The organism is Salinisphaera sp. SPP-AMP-43 (genome assembly GCF_049568105.1).
Taxonomy (GTDB): Bacteria; Pseudomonadota; Gammaproteobacteria; order Nevskiales; family Salinisphaeraceae; genus Salinisphaera.
Window position 1 is genome coordinate 1644987 of the sequence record NZ_CP145335.1, and the last position, 23158, is coordinate 1668144.

17 protein-coding genes are annotated in these 23158 nt (G+C 61.2%); 9 read left to right on the forward strand and 8 right to left on the reverse strand.

All coding sequences use genetic code 11. From position 1 onward, the window contains the following. Window positions 1–60 precede the first annotated feature (60 nt). The 3 genes from V5738_RS07000 to V5738_RS07010 form a co-directional block, all read right to left on the reverse strand. Window positions 61–1137 carry a linear amide C-N hydrolase gene (locus V5738_RS07000; protein WP_423823711.1) on the reverse strand — a complete coding sequence of 359 codons (1077 nt, stop codon included), beginning with the start codon at window positions 1135–1137 and terminating at the stop codon, window positions 61–63. A 166-nt stretch (window positions 1138–1303) separates the two neighbouring features. Then, the gene (locus V5738_RS07005) at window positions 1304–2860 is read right to left on the reverse strand and encodes a mechanosensitive ion channel family protein (protein WP_423823712.1); all 1557 of its coding nucleotides are present in this window, start codon (window positions 2858–2860) and stop codon (window positions 1304–1306) included. An 849-nt stretch (window positions 2861–3709) separates the two neighbouring features. Further along, on the reverse strand, window positions 3710–5326 hold the full coding sequence (locus V5738_RS07010; RefSeq protein WP_423823713.1) for a BCCT family transporter: 1617 nt from the start codon (window positions 5324–5326) through the stop codon (window positions 3710–3712). Between the two features lie 648 nt (window positions 5327–5974). Here V5738_RS07010 and V5738_RS07015 point away from each other — a divergent pair. Both V5738_RS07015 and V5738_RS07020 read left to right on the forward strand, forming a co-directional pair. Next, window positions 5975–7039, forward strand: a complete 1065-nt coding sequence (locus V5738_RS07015; protein ID WP_423823714.1) for an aldo/keto reductase — start codon at window positions 5975–5977, stop codon at window positions 7037–7039. Window positions 7040–7137: 98 nt separating this feature from the next. Then, a complete protein-coding gene (locus V5738_RS07020) occupies window positions 7138–8235 on the forward strand; it encodes a class I mannose-6-phosphate isomerase (RefSeq protein ID WP_423823715.1) in 1098 nt (365 codons plus the stop codon). A gap of 517 nt (window positions 8236–8752) precedes the next feature. Here the strand turns inward: V5738_RS07020 and V5738_RS07025 are convergent. Beyond that, window positions 8753–8893 carry a DUF2256 domain-containing protein gene (locus tag V5738_RS07025; protein WP_423824143.1) on the reverse strand — a complete coding sequence of 47 codons (141 nt, stop codon included), beginning with the start codon at window positions 8891–8893 and terminating at the stop codon, window positions 8753–8755. 130 nt (window positions 8894–9023) lie between these two features. Continuing rightward, window positions 9024–9746 (reverse strand): murein L,D-transpeptidase catalytic domain family protein, encoded by a 723-nt coding sequence (locus V5738_RS07030; protein WP_423823716.1) that lies wholly within the window; start codon window positions 9744–9746, stop codon window positions 9024–9026. Window positions 9747–9896: 150 nt separating this feature from the next. Between V5738_RS07030 and V5738_RS07035 the strand changes: the two genes are divergently transcribed. The 4 genes from V5738_RS07035 to V5738_RS07050 all read left to right on the forward strand — a co-directional run bounded on the left by V5738_RS07035 (window position 9897) and on the right by V5738_RS07050 (window position 15356). Continuing rightward, complete coding sequence (locus V5738_RS07035) at window positions 9897–11531, forward strand: L,D-transpeptidase family protein (RefSeq protein ID WP_423823717.1); 1635 nt, start codon at window positions 9897–9899, stop codon at window positions 11529–11531. A 332-nt stretch (window positions 11532–11863) separates the two neighbouring features. Next, window positions 11864–13267: an APC family permease gene (locus tag V5738_RS07040; RefSeq protein WP_423823718.1), complete on the forward strand. Its 1404-nt coding sequence runs from the start codon at window positions 11864–11866 to the stop codon at window positions 13265–13267. A 49-nt stretch (window positions 13268–13316) separates the two neighbouring features. After that, window positions 13317–13727 (forward strand): hypothetical protein, encoded by a 411-nt coding sequence (locus V5738_RS07045; RefSeq protein ID WP_423823719.1) that lies wholly within the window; start codon window positions 13317–13319, stop codon window positions 13725–13727. A 456-nt stretch (window positions 13728–14183) separates the two neighbouring features. After that, window positions 14184–15356 (forward strand): PQQ-dependent sugar dehydrogenase, encoded by a 1173-nt coding sequence (locus V5738_RS07050; RefSeq protein WP_423823720.1) that lies wholly within the window; start codon window positions 14184–14186, stop codon window positions 15354–15356. A gap of 451 nt (window positions 15357–15807) precedes the next feature. On the opposite strand, the gene V5738_RS07055 is transcribed toward V5738_RS07050, so the two are convergent. Beyond that, complete coding sequence (locus V5738_RS07055; RefSeq protein WP_423823721.1) at window positions 15808–17034, reverse strand: VanZ family protein; 1227 nt, start codon at window positions 17032–17034, stop codon at window positions 15808–15810. A 687-nt stretch (window positions 17035–17721) separates the two neighbouring features. On the opposite strand from V5738_RS07055, the gene V5738_RS07060 reads away from it, so the two are divergent. Together V5738_RS07060 and V5738_RS07065 are read left to right on the forward strand one after the other, a co-directional pair. Next, the gene (locus tag V5738_RS07060; RefSeq protein WP_423823722.1) at window positions 17722–18021 is read left to right on the forward strand and encodes a DUF3144 domain-containing protein; all 300 of its coding nucleotides are present in this window, start codon (window positions 17722–17724) and stop codon (window positions 18019–18021) included. Window positions 18022–18071: 50 nt separating this feature from the next. Beyond that, window positions 18072–19097: a DUF72 domain-containing protein gene (locus V5738_RS07065; protein WP_423823723.1), complete on the forward strand. Its 1026-nt coding sequence runs from the start codon at window positions 18072–18074 to the stop codon at window positions 19095–19097. Between the two features lie 62 nt (window positions 19098–19159). Here the strand turns inward: V5738_RS07065 and V5738_RS07070 are convergent, their stop codons facing one another. Then, window positions 19160–20341 carry an NAD-dependent epimerase/dehydratase family protein gene (locus tag V5738_RS07070; RefSeq protein ID WP_423823724.1) on the reverse strand — a complete coding sequence of 394 codons (1182 nt, stop codon included), beginning with the start codon at window positions 20339–20341 and terminating at the stop codon, window positions 19160–19162. Continuing rightward, window positions 20341–21369: a Gfo/Idh/MocA family oxidoreductase gene (locus V5738_RS07075; protein ID WP_423823725.1), complete on the reverse strand. Its 1029-nt coding sequence runs from the start codon at window positions 21367–21369 to the stop codon at window positions 20341–20343. Before V5738_RS07075 ends, V5738_RS07070 begins: the two co-directional genes overlap by 1 nt. Before the next feature lie 233 nt (window positions 21370–21602). Here V5738_RS07075 and V5738_RS07080 point away from each other — a divergent pair, with 233 nt between their 5' ends. Further along, window positions 21603–23096 carry a DUF2252 domain-containing protein gene (locus V5738_RS07080; RefSeq protein ID WP_423823726.1) on the forward strand — a complete coding sequence of 498 codons (1494 nt, stop codon included), beginning with the start codon at window positions 21603–21605 and terminating at the stop codon, window positions 23094–23096. Window positions 23097–23158: the final 62 nt, after the last annotated feature.

The following is a 23158-nucleotide window of genomic DNA, read 5'->3' on the forward strand; positions in this document are numbered from 1 at the left end:
AGCTGCCCCTCGCGAAGCCTCCGGCGACCGCGATCGGCAGTCGCTCTGGTTTGAACGCGGCTATGGCAGACCGAGGAAACGAAACGGTTGGGAGGCGACGAAGTCGGCCGTGGTATCGCCGTTAAAGGTGTGGTCTTGGTTAGGCCCAAGGTCGAGTTTCATCACCTGCCCGGTGTGTTTCGAAAAGTCGATCTTTTTCAGGTCGACCCAGAACGTATTGGGCGTCAGTGCGGATTCGAAAAAATACAGTCGGCGTTTGTGGTCGAAGACCGTACGCCAGCGCGTCGATGAGATTTCGGGCTGGTCCGGTGTCGCGATGCCGTAGGGCACCGATACATTGCGGATCACGCCGAACACGCTGGCCAGTGATCGATTGGGTGGCGCGCTTTTGGGAATGGCATTGATATAAAACGAGGCCCGAGCGAAGCGGTCCGAAGCCCGGTTGGTCCCGGGCAGCATGACCGTGCCGCCAATCTGTTTCCAGTAGGCATCGAGGGCCAATTGCTGATCGAAGGTCGGCGAATTGGTCATCACTTGGTATTGCCGGCCGTGGTGGATAACCGGCCGACCGTCGATATATTCGACGATAGCGCTATCGCCGTTAACATCCGATAAGGCCAAGTGTAGCGTCGTAAGCCGATTCTGGCCCGGTACGTTGCTGGTCACGAGTGTGAAGGGCGGGTCTTTCAGTGCGTCGACCGCTTCGGCCACGGTGGCGAAATTATCGAGCGCGTATTGGGCCCAAGCAGCGATCGTCAGCCCCGGTTTGCTGTCGCGATCGAAACTCGGGTATTGCGATTCCGTCAGCCAGAGCACGTTGGCCATCAAGCCTTTTTCGTTCGCTCCATCGGTCGTAGAAACATCGTAGCCGGTGGCGACGACCGAGCCGTATCGGGCCCGCCAGCGAACAGAGTTGGGGCCGACCGCGCCGTCGCGCTGCATGCCGCGCGGCAGAATGTATAGATTGGTGCCGACGTCTTCTTTCCAGTCCATCGAGCGGGCAGTGACGATATTGCCTCCGGCGCCGAGATAGACCACGCGCGTGCAGGCGTCTGCGGTCAGCGGGGCCAGGATGATCGTTGTGCACAGGGTTGCAACGGCGGCTAGGCTCGCTGCGAAATATGAGCGTCGTGTCATGGCGAAAATCCTCGTCGTCGATAGAAAAAGATCGCTGCTTTGGGCGTATGTCTCCAACAAGGCAGAAAGACAGTAATGCGCCAGCTGTGCTCGCATGCAAGTTGTTTCCGTGACGAAGCAGGCATCGTTTTGCGGGAAACCGATGTTCGATGTGGCGAACAGCGATCTACCATTCATCCTTGGGTACGAATTTGGGCTCAGGTGTGTCGCCCATATAATGAGGCGTCATGATCTGGACGCTGTGTTCGTTGAAAACGTCCTGGATATTGCGGTGTAAGGCGGTGTAAAGCTGCATCATCTGGCTTGCGTCGTCGCAGTAGACGTTGAGTTCATAGCTCACCGCGAAGTCGCCAAGCGCTTGTTGCAACACGAACGGACGGGGCTGTCGCAGCAATCCTTCGGTGCGGTCGGCGGCCGAGAGCAGCATGGCCTCGACCTGGCGCCAGGACACGTCATAACCGATGCCGACGGTGGTATGCAGGAGTAGGCCCCGTTCCTTTGCCAGCGAGCTGTAGTTCACCACATCGCTGTTCAGGATCTTGGAATTGGGCAGTATCACTTCCTCATTCTTGAGCGAGCGAAGATGAGTGACGAGTACGCGGATGTCGGTAACGTCGCCAACGGTTTGCTCGATGCGAATACGATCGCCCACCCGGAACGCACGCCGGTAGGTCATGGTGTAGCCGGCGATGATGTTGGCAATCACCGAGGTTGAGCCCAAGGAGAACAGCACGCCGATCAGAATGCTGACCCCCTTGAAAGCGTCGGACCCGGAGCCCGGGATATAAGGATAGGCCAAGATGATGGCGACCAGGATCAGCACGGCACGCACGATCCGATACGTCGGCCAGGCCCATTCGGCTTCGAACCATTTGAGCTGCAGGCGTTGGTGGGCTACCGCGGCGAAAAACAGCCGCGTAACTCGAATCGCGTACCGTACGATCCAGATCAGCACGAGTAGGAACACCAGGCTGGGTATGTAATCCAGAACGGCGGTGCCGATCCTGAGCAGCGGAGTGATGAGATAATCGAGCAGGAGCAGGGACAGCTGTCGGGTCCAGGGGAACAGGCCCAGAACGATATTGACCAGAACATACGCAGCGAGCACCGCCAGTAGCGTCCGGAACAACTTGAGAGTAGTCCTCAGAAGCTGCCAGAGCTGTTCGGCCTGCAGGATCAGACTGCCGATCGTGCGATTTTCCAGTGCGACCAGCCGCTGCTTGAAGTGTCGCTCTAGCAGGGCTTCCAGCCAGCGAAAACCACGTACGCTGACGAACAGCACGCCCGCTAACAATGCCAGGATAAGTACCGCACGGCCCAGGTTGGCCAGTAATACACGCGGCGTGCGGTCGCGGCGATAATCGCGAATCACCTCGGCAATCCGTTGTCGGTACGTCTCGGCGAGCACCCGCCGTTCGATGCCTGGCCCCTGTAGGGCAACGTCGGCATCGACGATCGTGAACAAACGATGCCCGCGGGCGTCGATTTCGCTGCCCCAGCTGGTGTCGCGAATCGTTAGCGCATCAGGTGAAAACGAGTTGTCCTTGGCCAGAATGACGATCTGCTCGGCGATCTGACGTGCGCGCTTGCCTGCTGGAAACGCCGATATACCGCGGACCGGGAACACAACCTCGCCGTTGACCACCACATCGGCGCTTTGTATGCCGGGCGATTCGGAAGACGGGATCTGCGCATGGGCGCTGAGCGATAGCCATAGCGCCATAAACAGCCAAGTCGCTGCCCAGATTGCGATCAGCCCGCGTATGGGGCGGCCCGTGTATCCCACCGGAGCGCAACGATCGTCCCGAGAGCGAAACGGCCCATTCACCTTGCCCCTGAGCGCCAGAAAGACACTCCGTTTTCTTTAAACCTTTTGCGCCGCCGATTTTTTGATGGGCGTCAATATCACTGGCCTGTGGTTCGATCGCTGAGATTGAGGGCCAAAATACGATGCCGACACTGCGATGAGGTAGAGCACAGCTGCGCTTATCCGCTTGCTGCGAGGCCGTAATGTGATAGATCAGCGTCGGCGATCGGGCCCTGGGCGCGGCCTTGAGGCGCGGGTCAGCGGTGAGTGGTCTGGCCTGCGAACGATGGTTGATAGATCGCATATGAATAAGCCGCCCGAGTCGTGTCATTGCCCGTGGTCGACCATATGGCGCCGCAACCGCGGCGGTGGGCTCGATCGACGTGCGGTCGTGGCCGTCGGTATGGTCGACCCAATCGAGCTGTGTTGCTATCGAGCTGGCGAGTGTGATCTCGGTTTCGGCATTCCAGCGGGGGATCCAAGCCAGCCCAGCCGCTGTTAGACACGGCACCATATCCGATCAACGCACCATACGGTTCCTCCAACACGCTCATGAATCATCGGATTATCGAGTGGCCGAGGGCTAGGATCTGCAACAGTCTTGTGTCGGTGGCTAGGTAGTGAAGGGGCAGGCAGGAGCCCGGTGATCGAGTCCCGCAATGTCTTATCGTAGGTGTTGCGAGCTAGCGCCATATAGCGCAATAAAAAAAGGGCAGGCGCATGACACGCCTGCCCTTATGCGGCAGCTTGCTAGCCGTAGCGGTTCTAGGTCGCTTTCGCTTCCTGCTTATCGAGTAGCTTGAGCAGCTTGTACTCGTGGTTGATTCCCTTGAGCAGGGAGTAGCACATGAGCAGCAGCACGATCGTAAACGGCAGACCAGTGGTGACTGACGCCGCCTGCAGGGCCGAGAGCGCATCGTCGCCGCCGACCAAGAGTAGGGCAGCAGCGATGAAGCCTTCGGCAGCACACCAGAATACGCGTTGCGATACCGGGGCTTCGGTCTTGCCGCCGGCGGTGATCGTATCGATCACCAGCGAGCCGGAGTCTGAAGAGGTGATGAAAAACACCAGAACCAGCACGATCGCCAGGAACGAGGTCACACTGGTCCACGGCATGTTGTCCAGCATGCGAAATAGCGTGAGCGACGAGTCCTGAATACCACCCGCCAGCGAGCCAACGCCATTGAGCGCCTGATCGAGGCCGGCGCCGCCAAAGGCTGTCATCCAAATGCCGGTCACGACGGTCGGCACGATGAGTACCGCGATGAGAAATTCCCGCACTGTGCGGCCACGGGAAACACGGGCGATGAACATGCCGACAAACGGCGACCAGGAGATCCACCAGGCCCAATAGAAAATAGTCCAGGAATGGTAGAAGGTCTGATCGTCACGGCCGACCGGGTTGCTCAGCGGAAGTATATATTCGGCATAGCCGCCAAACGTCGTGAGCAGGTTGCCGGCAAATGCCATGGCCGAACCGGCGATGATCACGAACAGCAGCAATAGACCCGCCAGACCCATGTTGATGTTACTAATCAGCTTAACGCCGCCATCGATACCGCGCAGCACGGAGATGAGGGCAACCACGGTCACCCCGGCGATGATGCCCATCTCCAGCGGTAGGTTCGCTGGCACACCGAACAGGAATTCGATACCGCCGGCAGCCTGCTGGGCCCCGAAGCCCAGCGATGTCGCCAGCCCGAAGATGGTGGCCAGGACAGCCAGCGTATCGATGATATCGCCCAGAGTGCCCCAGACACGCTCGCCGAACATCGGATAGAACGTCGAACGAATCGACAGCGGCATTTCCTTGTTATAAGCGAAAAAGGCCAGGGAGAGCGCGACCACGCCGTAGATGGCCCAGGGATGCAGCGCCCAGTGGTACATCACGGCACCCAAGGCTGCGGTCTTGGACTGCTGGTCGCCACCGGATACGCCCAGCGGCGTACCGGACCATTCGGTAAAGTAGCCGACCGGCTCGGCTACACTCCAAAACATCAAACCGATGCCCATGCCTGCTGCGAACAACATGGCGAACCAGGAGGGGAGCGAGAATTCAGGCTCGGCATCCTGGCCGCCCAAACGAACGCGGCCGTGGGGCAGGCAGATCAAGATCAGGCAGAACACCACGAACACGTTGCCGGCTACGAGAAACAGCCAATCGAAGCTGTTGATCACCCAGTCGCGTGCGCCAGCCAATCCCGTTTTGGCGACTTCGGGAAAGATCATCGAGCCGACTACGAACAATCCGATGAGTACGGCACTCCAGATGAACACAGGGTTGTGTAAATCCAGTCCGAACGGATGGATATTGTCTTCACCGATTTCGTAATCGAAATCGTAGCGTTCCTCGAGTTCCTCGACCCGCTCGCTTGTATCCATAAATGTCCCCTTGCAAAGATTTCCGCGTTGGCCATGGCCTGAGCGTAAACAGGTGGCGGCATGAGAGCCAGTAATCGCGGCTGTTGGCCGAAAGAGCTTATTGGGCAGGGGTCACGGTGTCAAAAAAAGCCGGTCGAGACAGGCTCGCCAGTGACTGGAATATGCGATTACGTGGCTAACTTTCGATCTGTGTGTCAATGCCGACCAGTTCAGTTAAGAAATATTCGTTCGATGGGCGACGAAGCTGTGGCTCAGTGCGATTAAAAAGGTTTTTGACCTTAATTAAGCGACAGATATTGAAGTCTGTGTCTTGGTTGTTCTCGATATCTTAGGCCGCCTCAATTTACTAGAAGATAAGCCGGCATATGAGTTAAGCGAAGGTGGCAAGAAATGCCCATGGATATACCTGGGAGAATACATATTTTCAGGGAGTCGGGCATATTGGTCAGTGTCTGTCGTTATTTCTTGAAACGATAACCGTAACCGGCTGTTTCAAAGACAACACAATGCTACTGGGGTTTGTCCCTACGCAAGACTTCTCATATCCGAAAGTTGAATAGTCCCATACCGTGAATACGTTCGCTCTGCAGTCGTTTTGCTTCTAGGGCACCGCGGCTACGAATTTATTGATGGTTTTCGAGGTCAGTCATGGAATATCGTAATCTCGGCAGTTCGGGACTTAAGGTTTCGAAATATATTTTCGGTTCGCTGACGTTTTCGGGGGCACACGGGTTCGACAAGATCGGCGAAGTCGATGTCAAGAATGCCCAGCGGATGTTCGACAAATGCTTCGACGCCGGCGTCAACGCGATCGACACCGCCGACCTGTATTCACTCGGCGGCGCCGAGGAGGTCGTAGGCAAGGCACTGGGCGATAAACGCAACGATGTCTTGATTGCATCTAAAGTACGCTCGCCGATGGGCGAGGGGCCCAATGAGGGTGGGGCATCGCGCCACCACATTATTGAAGGCTGCGAGGCCAGCCTGCGCCGGTTGGGAACCGATCATCTCGATCTGTACCAGATTCACAACTGGGACGGGCATACACCGATCGAGGAAACACTAGCTGCGCTCGACCATCTGGTGACCAGCGGCAAGGTCCGCTATGTCGGTACGTCCAACTTCGCGGGTTGGCAGATGACCAAGTCGTTGTATACCGCCGACCTGTTGAATCTCACGCGCCCGGTCAGCCAGCAGATTTATTACACGCTGGAATCCCGCGAAGCGGAATACGAGTTGATTCCGATGGGCATCGATCAGGATATCGGCACCCTGGTCTGGAGCCCGCTTGGCGAGGGATTGCTCTCCGGCAAGGTCCGGCGTGGACGCGAGATTCCCGAGTCGATGCGCCAGGGCACCGACTGGCCCGAGCCTTATGTCCACGACTGGCAGCGTGCCTATGACATTATCGATCTGCTGGTTGAAGTCGGCGACGCGCACGGCGTCTCGGCAGCCCAGGTGGCCTTGGCGTGGCTGTCCGAGCGTCCGGGGGTAACATCGCTGGTGATTGGGGCACGTAATCAGGAGCAGCTCGACGACAACCTCGCCAGTCTCGACCTAGAACTGAGCGACGACGAACGCGAACGCATCGAACAGGCCACGCGCCCGGTACCGCTGTATCCGTTCTGGCACCGCGCGATCCAGGCAACCGACCGTATCGATCCCGCGGAGGCCGAGTTGATCCGGGCCTGCCAGAACACAATGCAGGGCTGATCGCTTATCGATACACGGCCGGCGTGGGCGATCGACGTCGGCTGGTGTCCTCTCGCGCCGCTTTTGGCGCTGCATTACACGATAACTGCGAGAGTGGCGTGTTCAACTATCCTTTATTGCTGTCGACACCGACCAATTACCAGTTCTTTGGCGGGGAACGACTTCGGACCCAGCTGGGCAAGACGGTAGATACCTCCGAACCGTTGACCGAGACCTGGGAGGTCAGCGACGTGGCGGGATCTCGGGGCGTGATCCAGAACGGCGCATACGCCGGGCGAACGCTTTCCGACTTGCTCGATTGGGACCATCAGGCACTACTTGGCGAGCGGTGGTTGAAACCGCCGCATTTCCCGCTGCTGCTTAAATTCATCGATGGGAGCGGTATGTTCCCGGTGCATGTGCATGCCGATGACGAGCAGGCTCAGGCGGAAGGCGTTTGGCCGCATGGCAAGACCGAGTCCTGGCATATTTTGTGGGCCGAACCCGGGGCCACGCTGCGCATTGGCGTGCGGGACGGTGTGGATCGGCAAACGCTTTACAACAAGCTGGCCGAACAAGCCTACGATGAGGTCATGCATCGCTACCCGGTGCGCCCTGGCGATACCTTCTATGTGCCGGCCGGCACGCTGCACAGTTTCGGGCCTGGTGTGCTCTTGGCCGAGATCCAGCAGACCGCAGATATTCTGGCTCAGGCCATGCCGTGGGATATGGACAGCGGTGAGCGCCGTACCGAAGCGCAATGGCAGGCCGGTATTGAAGATACCGTGAACCAGACGCGGCGTGGGTCGCATCCGGGGCCGCAGCACGGTCTGATCCTTGAAAGCCGGGCCGGATTGGAACGTCGGCTGTGTTGTGCCGGGCCGTATTTCGCGCTCGAGCAATTGCTCATTCAGGACGAATACCGTCGTCGTTTCGACAAGGCGATGATTATCGCCAATCTCCATGAGCCCCTGACTCTGGCGTGGGCCGATGGTGAGATGACGCTGGAAAGAGCACAGACCGTCGTCTTGCCTGCAATCCTCGGGGATATCACGTTACGCGGCGATGGCCGCTGCCTGATCTATTACGTACCGGAGCTCCAGCGCGATATCGTCAAGCCGCTGCAGAGTGCAGGCTATACCGAGCGCGATATCGAATCGCTTGGCGATGTTCATGCACGATACGGCCAGGGCTTTAGCGAACACGTCGTCGATTGAAGTAGCCGTAACCGGGCAGGTTCGGCATTACCGGATGGGCTCGCCGCGCGATCTGGCGAGTCAGCTGCAATAACCTGTGTTTCGCAGCAGCCATACGCCTGTTGTGTCAGGTGGCAGACCCGTTGCTCGTAGCGTGGTCGAGCAAGGCGAGGCAATGCGTTTGGGCCAGGGGCGGCGATCGGCTGGGCCGATTCGCATATCGGTGCTATCGCGGCGCGGCCCAAGCTGTCGATATCGGCTGCGATTGCGCAGAGCCTAAGATGTATTGAGGTATATCCGAGCGTCGCGCTGCCGCCCCAAATCGTGGCTGGCGAGTCGCTGTATCGTGGCGTGCCCCCAATCAAGGCTCGTTACTCGGCCCGACGTAATTTAAAACACAACCCTTTGCGCCCAGGGCTGCTGGGCCGCAATCCAGTGTTGCCGTTGATTGACGTCGCGCCCCTACGCCGGACGTGCGGTGCCTAGGCTTGTAGTCCAACAGCCCTGGACGCGGACTCGTACGAAACCTCAACACACCCTAGCGATTACGCTGGCGCCGACAACGCTCCGAGCAGTAGATCACATGGGCCCAATCACGGGCCCATTTCTTTCGCCAGGCGAACGGTTTCAGGCAGATCGGACATGTTTTGGTCGGCAGATTGGATTTTCGGTGTGCGATGGCTGCGCTCCGTCAATAGGTCCTGGCCTGTCTTACGGCCATGGCCGGGCTGCGATTCGGGGGCATGCCAGGTTCGGGGCGCGATTCGTAACCCTACATCGCCGCAGCGCCGCGCTCTTTTCTGGGCCCGCTAGTCGCGGCTGTCGGCCAGTAGCTTGGACGAATCGCCGGCCGGGCAGTTCAGATATTCGGAGTGCTTGATCCAGCTCGGCTTCGGGTAATAAGCGAAAATATATTGCCCATCCTTGAGGCTGTTGATCAGCGGTTTGGCAACGGCCGGGCGAATCGCCGGGCAACCCCAGCTCCGCCCGAGACGGCCGACCCGGTGAATGAACGCAGGCGTGGCGTATTTGGCGCCATGCATGACGATCGCTCGGCGATAGGCGTTGTTGTTGACCCCTGCCTCCAGGCCCTTCAGCCGAAGCGCATAGCCCTTGTGCCCGTAATAGCTGCCCAGGGTGCGAAACAGTCCCAGACTGGAGGTATGGCTTTCCGGCACGTTGGAGAAAAAACGCGCTTTGTCGGCGCCGCTGGCGCGCCCGTGGGCCACCCATTCCTTGAACAGCAGGCGGCGTTTGGCCAGATCGAACACCCATAGCCGGCGCTGGGTCGAGGCCCGCGAATAATCGATTACGGCCAGGCGGTCCGCATCGGGCTGGCCGTGATGCTCGGCACAGCGCATGGCCGAGGCAGCTATCGACAACACATGGGGATCGGCTTCCGGCGCCAGCTGTTTCAAGGTGGCTCCCAGATCGGACGCATGGGCCGTGCCGGTGAGCAGCAGCCAGCCGGCCAGCCCGTAAGTCAGTGCACTAGCGAGCGGCCGCCAACCGTCCGAACGGCGGCCAGACAAACCCCGCTCCCACGACGATCTGAGCAGCATCATAGACATTCCAAGTAGCGCTCATGCAGACCGGGGCATGATACGGATCAAGTCCGGTCGCCGCTTTAACGCTCATTATCGCGAAACATTCCTTGGCCACAAGTTGATGGGGAGTTCGCGGTGCTCAGGGGACAGTATCTGGCGACGATCGGTATTGCTGGGCTGCTCTGGGGCAGTGCAGCCGAAGCTTGGGCGCAGGCTGCAGACGAGCCGGTGCCCATGGTGCAACAGTTACGGGCCTCGGTAGGGCCGATGCGGACAGCGGCTGCGTTCGGCGATGCCACTGCCGATCAGGCGCGCGCGTTCTATGCCGCCCGCGGTTTCCGGCCGGCCTGGAATCGGCCCGAGACGGTCTCGGCATTCGTCGCCGCCTTGTATACGCTGGGCGACGACGGGCTGGCGCCGAGTGCCTACGGGGCCGACCGGCTCGAGGCTGCCTATCGTCGTGCCTATGCCGTACAGCGCGATGTGTCCGCACGGGTGCGCTTCGATCGGGTGGCCACCCGAGTGTATCTGAGCGTGCTAGGCGATCTGAATCGTGGCAAAGTCGATCCGGACTTGCTCAAACCGGCCTGGGGGCTGTCGGTCGAGCGTTACCGGCCGGATCCGGATCGACTGTCGCAGGCATTGGATGCGCTCGATTTCGAGCGCGTGTTTACGAACGCACGCCCCTCGTATGCGGCTTACCAGCGGCTGCGAGCCGGGTTGGCCCGGTACCGGGAAATCCAGCGTCGTGGCGGATGGCCACAGATACCGGCCCGGCCGGCTGCGCTGCACCCAGGCGATCGTGATCCGGCGATTGCGGGCCTGCGTCAGCGTCTGGCCGCGATCGGTGAACCGGTAGCGATCAGCGACACGCCCGATGTCTACGACCGAACGCTGGCCGAGGCCGTACGCCGTTTCCAGCGCGATCATTATCTGGATACCGACGCGGTGGTCGGCGCCCGGACCCGGGCGGCACTGAACGTCGGCGTCGGTGCGCGCATCGACCAGATCCGGGTCAATCTCGAACGGGCCCGGCTACTGATGCATGCCTTGCCCCAATCGTTCGTGCTGGTCGATATCGCGGGCTACCAATTGAGCTACTATCGCCCGAACGGCCGGATATGGCGCACGCGGATCGTGGTAGGCAAGCCGTATCGTCGGACCCCATCGCTGCGCTCGCGTATCACCCATCTGAACCTCAACCCGCCCTGGACCGTGCCGTACTCCATTGTGCGCCGCGAGATGCTGCCGCGGATCCGGCGCGATCCGAGCTATCTGGCCCGCGAGAGCCTGCATGTACTGACCCCGGCCGGGCGCCGGCTCGATCCGAAGCGTATCGATTGGCAGCATCCGCCGTCGATCGTGCTGCGTCAGGAAGCCGGTCCGAATAATGCGCTCGGGCGGGTGGTGTTTCGATTTGCCAACCCGTATAGCGTTTACCTACACGATACGCCGGCCAAGACACTGTTCAATCAGCCACGGCGTGCCTTCAGCCATGGCTGTATCCGGGTTCAGAATGCTCTGGAGTTCGCTCGACTGTTGCTCGACGACGCGCAGCAATGGAATGCCGTGGCCCTTCAGCGCGCGGTGGCGACAGGCCAGACAAGACGAGTCAATCTGGCGCGGCCGGTGCCAGTGATCGTGCATTACTGGACGGTGAACGTGGCCAAGGACGGTGGGCTGGCTTTCAAACCGGATATCTATCGACGCGATTACGCCATGCGCGAGGCGCTTGATCGGCGGCTCGCGGTGCTGAACCGGCTGCCGTAAAGCTTGGGTCGATGAATACAGGAGTGCCGGTCCGGATATCGACCGGGACGGAGGGCATGCCCTCCAAGAGGATCGGCTCGCGTGTATGTACAGCGTAGCGTGGGTACGTCGGCTATCCGATGAGTGTTCGTAAGTCGGCCCCTAGACGATCTTCTAATTTGCTTGACACCCGGGTTGCTTGAGGCTGTCCGAAATGGCCGCAGACGATGCGGGCGGACCGACTCCGAACTCATCAGGCCCGATCGACGAGCCGTCGCGCCGAGCCCGGCGCTGTCTGGCACGCAGTATGCGTGGTCATACGTGCAACTGCGGAATAGAGCAGGGGGATTTTCATGAGTGATACCGCACGGTTTGTACGCGTTCTGGCCCGGCGCGATGTCATGGCCTTGGCCTTTGGCGCAATGATCGGCTGGGGCTGGGTGGTCATGACCGGCCACTGGATCCTCACCGCGGGCAGTATCGGTTCGGTGCTGGCTTTCGTGGTCGGCGGCCTGGCGATCGTCTGCGTCGGCCTGACCTATGCCGAACTGGCTGCAGCCATGCCCGAAGCAGGCGGCGAACATGTCTACAGCTATCGCGGGCTAGGGCATTTTGCTTCGTTCGTATGTACCTGGTCGATCGTGCTCGGATATATGACGGTCGTGTCCTTCGAGGCGGTTGCGCTACCGACGGTGGTAGAGAACTTGATTCCGGGATACAGCGTCGGCCATTTATGGACAGTCGCAGGCTGGGATGTGAACGCCAGTTGGGTAGCGGTCGCCGTGGTCGGCTCTCTGGTCATGATGGCGATCAACTATATCGGCGTGCGTACCGCGGCCCTGGTACAGAAACTAGTGACACTGCTGATCGTGATCGTCGGCGTGATGTTCTTCACCGGGGCATTGTTTTCGGGCAGTGGCGGCAATCTCGCGCCGTTAGTGACGGGTGATCCGGGCGTGGCCGCAGGTCTATTCAGCGTGCTGGTCATGGTGCCGTTCATGTTCGTCGGCTTTGATGTCATCCCCCAGGCAGCCGAAGAGATCGATCTGCCGCATCGCGACATCGGCCGGCTGCTGATTTTCTCGGTCGTGCTGGCGGTGCTGTGGTATGCCGCCATGATCTTTGGCACGGCCTATGCGCTCGGGCCCCAAGGCATCGATCCGGACAGCCTGGCCGTGCCCGATGCGATGGCCTCGGCCTTTGCCGGCGGCTGGGCCGGCAAGCTGATGGTGCTGGCCGGGATGGCCGGTATCGTGACCAGCTGGAATGCGTTTTATATCGGTGGCTCGCGGGCGATCTATGCGTTAGCTCGCGCGGGCATGTTGCCGGCAGTCTTTGCGCGTTTGCATCCGCGCTATCGCACGCCCTATGCCGCGATCCTGCTGATCGGCGTGGTCAGTACGATCGCGCCGTTTTTCGGCCGTTCGACTGCGGTCTGGCTGGTGGATGCCGGCGGTCTGGGCATCGTGATCGCCTATCTGTTCGTGGCGGCGTCGTTTGTCGTACTGCGCTATCGCGAACCCGATATGGCGCGGCCGTTCAAAACTCGTGGCGGCGTTACGCTGGGTGTGATCGCCGTAGTGCTGTCGGTGATCATCGTCGGTCTTTATCTGCCGTTCAGTCCTTCGGCGTTAAAGCCCGTGGAGTGGGGCATATTTGCTGCCTGGATGCTGGCAGGGTTGGTGATGTATGTGTGGGCCCGACAGTACTACGGCCTGGAGCCGGCCCGTCATATCGGTGCATCCGGTGAGGCCTGATTCTCGGCAGGGGGATCGCAGACAGGGAGTTCAGGCAGGGAGTTCAAACATGACAGCGTCGGCTTATCGTATCGCTCGTGGCGTATCGGTGTTTGTTCTGGCCTATTGCCTGCTCGGGCTGGGCGCCGTGGCCGGCTTGGGTTTTATTGGGGCCGACACCCCCTGGTATAGCGCAATATTGGTATATGCCGTGGCAGCGCCGTGCGCGGTGTGGATCGGCCTATATTCCGGGCGGCTGACAGTGGCTAGCGTTGCACTGAGCAGCCTGTTTTTGATGGTCGGCATGTATTTGACGATCGTCGCCGTGCTCTATGCCACCGCGCTCGGCGCGGCCCCCGAGGCAGACTGGATAGGCGCGTATCAACTGCCGCTCAGTGCCGGGCTGTTCGTCAATACGTGCGCAACAGTCATAGTGCCCGTGATTTGGCTCTTGCTCATGCATCGCCTGACCGGGCGTTAGGGCGTGTTGCGGTGTCGGGTGAGCCCGCGCCCAGAGCGATTTGTAGGGTTGTCGGGCTGCAAGCCGAGGCGCTGCGAGTGCGGCGTTGTGGCGCAACGTCAGCAAGTGGCAACGCTGGCTTGCCTTGTGGGCCGACAGCCGTTGTTTCGAACGGCTGTGTTCAGAAATCGTATCTAGCCGCGTTACGCGCCTTGACGGTGGCAGGCCCAGAACCGGCGGCTCGCGCCTAGCCTGGCACGATGTGGCGTAGCAACGCGACGCTCGGACGACACCGCAACACGCCCTAGCAGGCTTACGTCGCGCATCCACCGGACCGCTACGGCCCTCCAGGTGTCGCAGACTGCCACTCGAACGGTCGCCACCGGCATGCCATGCCAGCGTTGTGATGGCTATGGTATGAGTAGCCGAGTGAGTTATACGCATTGTTCTGGAAACCGGAATCGAGGCCTAGGGTTCATGATTGATCGACTGTGTGCGTCGCCTGGCTGTGTTTCGGCATGGGTCGCAGGGTGCGTTCTGCTATCCATGGCCAGCGTGTTACAGGCCGCCGAGGTTTTCGAGATCGAGGGCGATCGCGGTACCCGGCTGCGGGCCGAGCCGGTGGCGCGCTTCGATGGGCCCTGGGCGATGACGTTCCTGCCGAACGGGGCTCTGTTGGTGACCGAACAGAGCGGCCGACTATGGTGCGTCGATGCCCACGGAGCCAAGGCTGCCGTGACCGGTGTCCCGGAGGTCGCCTACGGCGGTCAGGGCGGCCTCGGTGATATCGTTTTGGCCCCGGACTTCGAGACCTCAGACCGGGTGTATTTGTCTTATGCCGCCCGCGAAGACGACAGCGTAAGGCAGGGGGCTGTCGTTGTTTCTGCGCGACTCAAGACCGGAGCAGGCCAACCACGACTAACTGATATTCAGGAAATATGGCGACAGCAGCCGTTCGTGACCGGTAACGGGCATTATTCGCACCGTATGGCTTTTGGCCCGGCAGGCACGCCCCAGGCCGGCTATCTGTTCATCACTTCGGGCGAGCGCCAGAAGCAATCGCCGGCCCAGTCGCTGGAAACCAATCTGGGCAAAATCGTACGCCTGCAGGCCAATGGTGACGTACCCGAGGATAACCCGTTCGCGGAAAAAGGCGGCATTGCCCGACAGTTTTGGTCGATCGGGCATCGCAATCTGTTGGGTATTGCCTTCGATGACCGGGGCCAGCTCTGGGCCCAGGAGATGGGGCCGCGCCACGGCGACGAACTGAATCGGATCGAGCCGGGCGCCAACTATGGCTGGCCGGTCGTCTCGGAGGGCGATCATTACAGCGGCCAAGCCATTCCCAATCACGAGACGCGGCCCGAATTTATGCCGCCGGCGCTGGCCTGGGTGCCGGCGATATCGCCGGCCGGGCTCGCGATCTATTCGGGCGATATGTTTCCAGCCTGGCGCGGGCATGCGTTGCTGGGCGGGCTGAGTTCCAAGGCGCTGATCCGGGTCGATCTGGGCGCCGCCCAGCCCCGGGAAGCGGAGCGATACCGCTGGGGCAAGCGCGTCCGCGAGGTCGAGGTCGGCCCGGACGGCGCGCTCTGGGTGCTGGAAGACAACAATGGTCGACTGCTGCGCCTGACCCCGGCTAGCACATGAGGCCGATGCGCGATGGACGGGCCGTTCGAGGTTGCGCAGGCGTTCTCGTTCAAACAGCACGTCGCCCATGCGGACGAACCCCGGGTGCGGGAATACGGTGGGTTCTCAGACGAATCTTATAAGCGGTCGCAGGTTAGTGGCTGGCCCTAGGTCGTGTCATGTCCGAGCCAAGCGCGATGGGCTCGGCCAGAGAGAACATGTGCGGCCAATCGTGAAGAGGCAGATGCCCGTTGCCGATCTCGGCCCGCGGTCTGGAGAGCCGGCATTGGTTTGGGCGGCCGGCTTAGGGCGCTTCATAAAACTGGCTGGTGATAAAGATTCCGACAGGTCGCGGTGTTCGCGCCGGCATGTGTTGTCAATCTGTTGTCATTGTCGACGATCGCCCAATGGACGGGCGCCCGCTCGGCGACCTTCGGTATTGCGACCGAGGCCCAATGGCCGGGACCGACGGTTACTGTCGTTCTGCCTGTGCAGGGGTTTCGGAACGATAGAGCGGGCCAGACCGTGCTCTCGTATGTGCTTTAGAGATGCTGTCGCCCACCAGCATCTGAAACAGTCCTGTCATCGACAAGACGATCACGATATCGCTGAGCTCGCCGGTTTGGCCGGCCAGATGGGTCTGGAGCACATTGACGATGCCAAGGGCGGCGGCCACAGCTAGGCCGGCGAGTACGAGAGGCGCCCCGGCGAGCCGAGCCAGGGCCACCAGGCTGCCATAAACGAAAGCTTTTTCGACGATCGAGCGGGTGTAGATCTCGGGATGGGTATGCAGCAGCCAGGCAAACGGCAGCCAGCCGAACGAGTCGCCCCCGGCCTGCCAGTGAAACGGCCATAGATGAGCGCCGAGAATGATGCCGGCCAGGGCAACGAATAGGCGCATGGCCATGGGTCTGGCCGACCGAGCCATGAGCAGTGGCCCGCTCGCCAGTACGATCGCGATCCCGGCGATTTCAGACGGATCGAGCCGGTTATTCACGATCAGTACCCGCGCCAGTAACATAATTCCCACGGTGATGGGTAACGCCCAGCGGCGAGTCGGGCCCGCGGTCAATCGGCTCAGCCAAAACGCAATGGCCGCCCAGAGCGCGGCGTAGCGCGCGATCGCATAGAGATCGAGCTGCGGCTGTATGAATACGGGGGTGATGGCGTACCACCACAGACCGGCATCGAGCGTCGGTAGATAAGGAAACAGCCGGTAGACGAAAAACAGGGCGACGAGAACGGCGGCGATCGGTTCGCGCCGCAGGGCACGGCCCAGGCCAAAGCGCGCCGGTACGCTGATCGCCAGGCCAATCAGTGCACCGATCGCAGTGCCGGCTGCATTCGGGTAGACATCGGTCAGCGTGGTGACGCGGCGCCAGTCGAAGAACTGGGTCAGTTCCATGGCGATGCACAGCACGCTGCCGAAAAGCGTGGCCGCTAGAACGCTCTGCAGACGCCCATGGCGTGGGCGTAGTGCCAGCACCGCGAAAATTCCGAGCGGCAGATACAGCACGACGTTGGAGATCAGGCCAGCCAGCGGCTGCTGATTCATATGTCGGTGTGATAAGAGCGCCGACAGCGCATCGCCGAGATGGGCGGCATGAAAACGAAACGGATAGAGCGAGCAGTAGACGATGAACACGATGGCTGCGAGCGTCGCCCAGAGAAACCGGTGGTCGAATCGTGGATGCCCCATCGGCCCGAGTCTACCGCGCCTGGGGGATGGTGCGGTGTCGGATAGGCGGGGCGATGGCGCCCGTGCGCATGCCTGTGGCGCGGTCATACAAAACGCGTACTTCGGATGGCACGGAACATGCCGATATAACGAGTGAAACCCTCTACGAGAGTGGCAGTGATGGCTCGAAATCATAAAACGCGTGCGCCAGCATGGCGGGGCTGTCAATTGAGACGGGCGAAACAGGCCCTGACCGAGCGCCGACAACGTCTGCGCGAAGCAGCCAAGCTTGCGGCGGCTGAATCCTGAATCGTGCCCGCGGCGGGCCCGGCGAATTAGTATCCCGATCCGATGGGTTTCGCAGCCGGCCACGAGCATGTCTAAGCGCTGCCTGCACGGCCTGTTCAAGCCCGTGCGGGCGCCGTCGGTCGGCCCAGCAGCGGGGGCGAAGCAAGTTTTAACCCTGCTCGGCCAGCGCCGGGGCCATGGTCTGACGGCCTGGCGGGGCAAGTCGGCATGGCTCGGCGCCGGCCATGCGCTGCGGCAGGCTTGAATCCGCTAGCGGGCGCCCGGCACGATCGGCCGGCGTGTCATCGTCGCAACCCGTCGAGGCTGGACCCATCGCCAGCGGGTGGGCTCGCCGGGGCGCTGAATCACGGCCTCGAGTCAGATATGCTTTGCGCCGTTTCGACTACGAAGAGCGAACCGATGAGCGACAAGCAGGGTATATCGAACGAGTTCCGGGCGCGCGCCGACCAACTGATCGACGTGGCCAACCGCCAAGCCAACGAAGTGGCGACTGGACAGGTCAGCGCCTCGATGATGTATGCCACGGCCCGTTTCAACGCGTTTCAAGTGGCCGCTACGGCCGAGACTTCCGAGGACATGGCCGAGGAACGAGAGCATGCCGTGAATTATTTCACCGAGCAGTATCGCAAGATGTTCGAGGACCACTTCGATGAATGCCTGGCGAACTTCGAGCGTTACACCGGGCGCAGCTCCGAATAGCGCCGGCGATCGGCCGTGTTCGCTCAGCCTATCTTCGACGACACCGATCGATGAGCAGCGACCGCCCGGTATCGAGCGCACAAAGCGGTTCGCTATTTGGCGATGACCCGCCGGCGCCGGCCGGAGTACAGGCGGCCACGCCGGAGCCGGCGCATGTCGAACTGGCCCGGCGACTACCCGCTGGGCTGCGGCTGGGTACGTCATCGTGGAATTTTCCCGGCTGGGCCGGGCTGGTATGGGACCGGCTGTACGACAGCAAGCGGCTGTCGCGCGAGGGGCTGGGTGCCTATGCACAGCATCCGTTGCTGGGGGCGGTCGGGTTAGATCGCAGCTTCTATCAGCCGCTGACCGTCGCCCAGTACGCAGGCTATGCAGACCAAGTCCCGGAGTCGTTTCGGTTCGTGGTGAAGGCGCCTGCACGGGTGACCGATGCGTTGATCCGGGAATCCGGCGGCAAAGGGCGGCGGGCGAATCCGCACTTTCTCAATGCCGACTCGGCCTGGCGCGAGTTCGTAGCCCCGGCCAGCCGCGGTCTGGGACAACGGCTGGGTGCGTTGGTGTTCCAGATCAGCCCCTTGCCCAATCGCTGGCTCGATCATATGGATCGGCTGATCGCACAGTTGCACGATCTGCTGCAGTCGGCGGCGGCGGCCCGGTCTGATTCGCCCGAGAGTGTGGTCGCGGTCGAGGTCCGCAATCCGGAATGGCTGACGCCGGCCTTCGTCGATGCGCTCAAGGCTGCCGGGGCCACCTACTGTCTGGGGTTGCACCCGAAAATGCCGCCGATCACGGCACAGTTGCCCATTCTGCGCGCCCTTTGGCCGGGGCCGCTGGTCTGTCGTTGGAACCTCAACCTCAAGCACGGCGCATACGGTTACGAAAAAGCGCGCGAAGACTATGCCCCGTTCGACAAGCTGGTCGATCCGGACCCGGATACGCGAAGTACTCTAGCCCGCGTGATCGCGGGCACGGTCGGCGCCGGACAGTCGGCGTATGTCACGGTCAACAACAAGGCCGAAGGCAGCTCGCCACGATCGGTGATCGCGCTCGCCGAAGCGGTTCAGGCCGCCGGTTAGAGAGTTGACGGCCTGATTAGCGCCAAGTTTACCGGCTGCAGTGCTGTTTGGGGCGCATACGGCTAGCCGTCGTTTCGCAGGCCTTCGGCCAGCAGCTGCCAGGCCTGGGACTCGATATCGAAGAATTCGCCATACCACTGCCGGAAGGCACTCATGCTTTGATCGAAGGAGCGGATCGGCTGGAATCCCAGCGTGGCAAAGCTTTCGGTGGGATCGTGCCGAACTTGGCGGAGCTGCTGGGCGATCAAGACAGTATCCAGGGGCGTTTCGAGCTGGGCCATATCAACCTTGATAGGGCCGTTGGCCACGTCGCGCATGTAATTTTCGGCCTTGTTGCCGAGCAGGCGCACGGCATCCTTGGCCGCACCTTCGATGGCTGCCCAGGTCGGATGCCGCCGGAATGCTTCGCGTACTTCGTCTGAAATCAGATGTTTCAATGCATTGCCGCTGGCTTTAGGCGCGGGCTGCGAAGCCGGCCGTCGCGGGTGGAACGCTTCGCTTGGCATCGACTCGATGCTGTAGGGCCGACGGATCACCGGCTCGAGCGCGGCACAGAACTGGGCCCAGGTCAGAGGCTCCGGTTCGCAGACGAATAGACGCCGACCGTCGGCGACCTCCGAGCGGATCGCGGCGACGATCGCCGCGCACAGATTGCCGACATCGACCACGTTGATCACGTGCCGGCCATCATCCAGCAGTCGGAAGCGGTTGGCTTCGATGCTGTTGATGACGTCGATCACGTACTCGGAATAGGGGCCGATGATATTGGGCGGACACAGGATGACCGCGCCCAGGCCCCGGGACGCGGCTTGTTGCAGTTTGACGTCCTGGGCGAGTTTGATCGCCCCATAGCCGGTGGCTCCGGGTTCGGCCGGCGCCGATTCCGAGCGGCTATCCGGATGCGGCGGATCGCCGTAGATCGCCACACTGCTCAGATGCACGATTTTTTTTACGTTGGCGCGCTTGGCCGCCTGGATCAGATTGTCCATTCCCTTGAGCATGACGATGTCGTCGCCCCGGGCGCAGTTGACGACGTAGTCGAAGCCGGCCAGGGCGCGGGTCAGCGCAGGCCGATCGAGCAGGTCCAGCTGCTCGAACATCAGCCCGCGATGGGCCAGACAGGTTGCCCCGCCGCTGCTGTGGGCGAACGGGGTGACGTCGTAGCCGTCGTGTGTCCAGAGGTATTCGACGAGCGTGCTGCCGACGAACCCCGACGCACCGAGTATCGCGATCTTGTCGGCCATCACTGCGCCCTCTGCGGTTGGCTGTGTTGAAACTGGTCGTAGGCCAGATCAGCGCGGTTGGCATACAAATCGGCTACGAGCTGACTGGTCAGCGCGGCGGTTGCGGCATCCACACAGGGCGGCCGCTGGTTCAGGCAGGCGTCGATAAAATCCTCGAGCTGGCGCTGGTACAGGCTGCGCGGATCATGGCCGTGGCCTCGTGGCTTGACCTGATATTCCAGCCGCGGATTGGCATGGGGACGGAACGTGATCGTATCCGCTGCATCGCTGGCCATGATCAGATGCCCGGCTTCAGTTTCGATGACACTGCTCTCGGATAGATTCACTACCTTCGAAAAGAACGCGCTGCCCGCGAGTTCGAAGTCGGGCCGGGCGAAGCGGAAGCGGGCGATACAGTGGCTTTCCGGGCCGTTAAAGCCGTTGTCGCGGCAATCGACGGCGCTTGGCATCCCCCAAAGCCAGATCAGTCGGTCGAGAAAATGGGTGCCGGTGGTGACCAGAACGCCGCCGCCGGCGCGGGCCCGGTCGAGGTTGTAGTTCGACAACGGAGACCAGCCACCGCGGCTGCCATCCTGGTGGGCAAAGCGCAGCGCGGCTCCGAATTCGCCCGATTCGACGACCTGCTTGAGCGCCTGGCAGGCCCCGCTGTGGCGGGTGTGATAGCCCACCGCTGTTGTGACTTGCCGGGCCTCCGCGAGCGCGGCCAGTTCCAGTGCTTCGGCGGTATCGGTCGCCACCGGTTTTTCGATCAGTACCGGGATATCGTTTTCGATCAGCGCTTTTGCGACCGGCGCATGCAGATCGTTCGGCGTAGCCACGATCGCGGCATCGAAAGAAGCCGCCAATTCGTCGACGGTCGCGGCGACCGGGCTATCCAAGCCATAGGCGCGGCACAAGCTCTTGGCACGCGCCTGGTCGGGATCGACCACGCCGGCCAGTCTAGCCAACGGTGAGGCCAGCACCGCCGGGACATGTGCGATATGACTGATGGCCCCGGCGCCGACGATAACGATTCTGAATTGATTCATGACCAGCTACAGGGTTGGACGATATGCGAACACAGCCGGTGACGACATCGCCGTCGATTCCGAGAGTGCATTTTCGGGTGGCTTGGTAGCAGATCACCCTTGCCCCTAGCGATAACTCATTTTTGGCTAAAAGTGAATACGCATTCGGGTCGCGGGCGTCGAGGGCGACCGGCTGCGATGCCCTCAGGCATGATGGCGTTTGGTACTGTTTTGCTGCGCGATGAGGCATGAAGATGAGCGATGAATTCGAACAGACCCGCCAGGCGCTTTACGAGCGCGCTCAAGAGCACGGCATCGTGGGTCGTTCCTCGATGAGCAAAGCCGAACTGGCCGCGGCCCTACAGCGGGTGCCGCAACAAGCATCGACCCCGGCCATTGCGACGCGGGGCGAAGCCTTTCGCCGGCTGGCCGAGGCGGTAGCCGCAGGTGAGTTCGTGGTCCAGCCGCGCGTTCTGGCCGGTCATGACCGGCGCCGGCATGTGCGCCAGACGCTGCGCGAGGATCACGAAGTCCGTATCGCTGAATCCTCTGAGGATGCCGAAATCAAGTTCGACGAGCTTTCGGACTCGCTTTATTCGTTCTTTCGGGGCACGGCGCTGCTGTTTTATCGGGATATGGCCGGCGACGACGCCTGGATGCCGACTGTGCTCACACTCGGCGATGTGCACCCCGAAAATTTCGGCGTGATGCCCAATGTCAACAACGTGCCGATTTTCAGCGTCAACGACTTCGACGAGGCCTACTACGCCCCATTCACCTGGGATATCAAGCGCGGGGCGGTCGGCTTTATGATCGCTGCGGAGGTCGAAGGCGAGCTCAAGCGCAAGCAGCAGATCAAGATCGCACGACGCTTCATCCGCGGCTATATCGAAGGCATGCAGCGGCTGGCACGGGAGGGCACCGAACAGAACGAGGAAATGCGTCTCGACAACGCCCCGAAGCTGATTGCGGAATTGATCGAAGACGCCGACGAAAAACGCGACGAGTGGTTGGTCGAAGATTATCTCAACGAACAGAAGACCGGCTTTCGGGCGACCGACGAACTGGTGCCAATTTCGTCCCGGCGCGATGAGTTCCAGACCATTACCGATCGTCTGATCGAGCAGAACAATATCGAAGTCCCGGCACGGGCCGGGCAGATGCGGGTCAAGGACGTCGCCTTGCGTCGCGGCCAGGGAACAGCATCGCTAGGTTTGAACCGCTACTACGTACTCATCGAAGGCGCGGCCGGGGATGGCAGCGACGATCTGATCATCGAATACAAGCAGGCTCGGCGCTCGGCATTGGCCGGACTGGCGCCGTCCTCGGACTATGAAAACGACGGCCGCGCCGAGCGCATCAGCCACGCCCAGGCCGTGCATTTGGTCCGTGGTGATCGTTTTTATGGCCATGTCGAGTTCGATGGGTTGAGCTATATGTCGCGCGAGCGTGCGCCGTTTCGCGACGACATCGACCTGGACGATCTGTCCAAGAGCGACTGGAAGGCCTATGCCCGAATCTGTGGCCGCGTACTGGCCCACGTGCATGCCTTATCCGACGAATCAGGCAAGATCGATTACGATATCGAGCCGGCGATCGTGAATGCGATTGGCCCGCCCGATCTGTTTGCCCAGGATATGCTCGAGTTCGCCCTGGAGGCTGCCGATCGGCTACGCCGCGACCATGCCATGTTCTGCGCCGATCATGCGCTTGGGGCCTTCAAGAAACTCGACCTAGTGCATAAGTAGACGGCAGCGCGGCTCGCGTGGCTTGGGTCGTTATGCGGCCTAAGCCGCGGTGTGGCCGCCGG

What these genes read in the sequence shown, in the direction of transcription:
- V5738_RS07065 (WP_423823723.1), top strand. Translation starts at nt 18,072, where the DNA reads ATGAGCAGCGACCGCCCGGTATCGAGCGCACAAAGCGGTTCGCTATTT.
- V5738_RS07055 (WP_423823721.1), bottom strand. Translation starts at nt 17,034, where the DNA reads ATGGGGCATCCACGATTCGACCACCGGTTTCTCTGGGCGACGCTCGCA.
- V5738_RS07060 (WP_423823722.1), top strand. Translation starts at nt 17,722, where the DNA reads ATGAGCGACAAGCAGGGTATATCGAACGAGTTCCGGGCGCGCGCCGAC.
- V5738_RS07070 (WP_423823724.1), bottom strand. Translation starts at nt 20,341, where the DNA reads ATGGCCGACAAGATCGCGATACTCGGTGCGTCGGGGTTCGTCGGCAGC.
- V5738_RS07075 (WP_423823725.1), bottom strand. Translation starts at nt 21,369, where the DNA reads ATGAATCAATTCAGAATCGTTATCGTCGGCGCCGGGGCCATCAGTCAT.
- V5738_RS07050 (WP_423823720.1), top strand. Translation starts at nt 14,184, where the DNA reads ATGATTGATCGACTGTGTGCGTCGCCTGGCTGTGTTTCGGCATGGGTC.
- V5738_RS07010 (WP_423823713.1), bottom strand. Translation starts at nt 5,326, where the DNA reads ATGGATACAAGCGAGCGGGTCGAGGAACTCGAGGAACGCTACGATTTC.
- V5738_RS07045 (WP_423823719.1), top strand. Translation starts at nt 13,317, where the DNA reads ATGACAGCGTCGGCTTATCGTATCGCTCGTGGCGTATCGGTGTTTGTT.
- V5738_RS07015 (WP_423823714.1), top strand. Translation starts at nt 5,975, where the DNA reads ATGGAATATCGTAATCTCGGCAGTTCGGGACTTAAGGTTTCGAAATAT.
- V5738_RS07080 (WP_423823726.1), top strand. Translation starts at nt 21,603, where the DNA reads ATGAGCGATGAATTCGAACAGACCCGCCAGGCGCTTTACGAGCGCGCT.
- V5738_RS07040 (WP_423823718.1), top strand. Translation starts at nt 11,864, where the DNA reads ATGAGTGATACCGCACGGTTTGTACGCGTTCTGGCCCGGCGCGATGTC.
- V5738_RS07005 (WP_423823712.1), bottom strand. Translation starts at nt 2,860, where the DNA reads ATGGCGCTATGGCTATCGCTCAGCGCCCATGCGCAGATCCCGTCTTCC.
- V5738_RS07000 (WP_423823711.1), bottom strand. Translation starts at nt 1,137, where the DNA reads ATGACACGACGCTCATATTTCGCAGCGAGCCTAGCCGCCGTTGCAACC.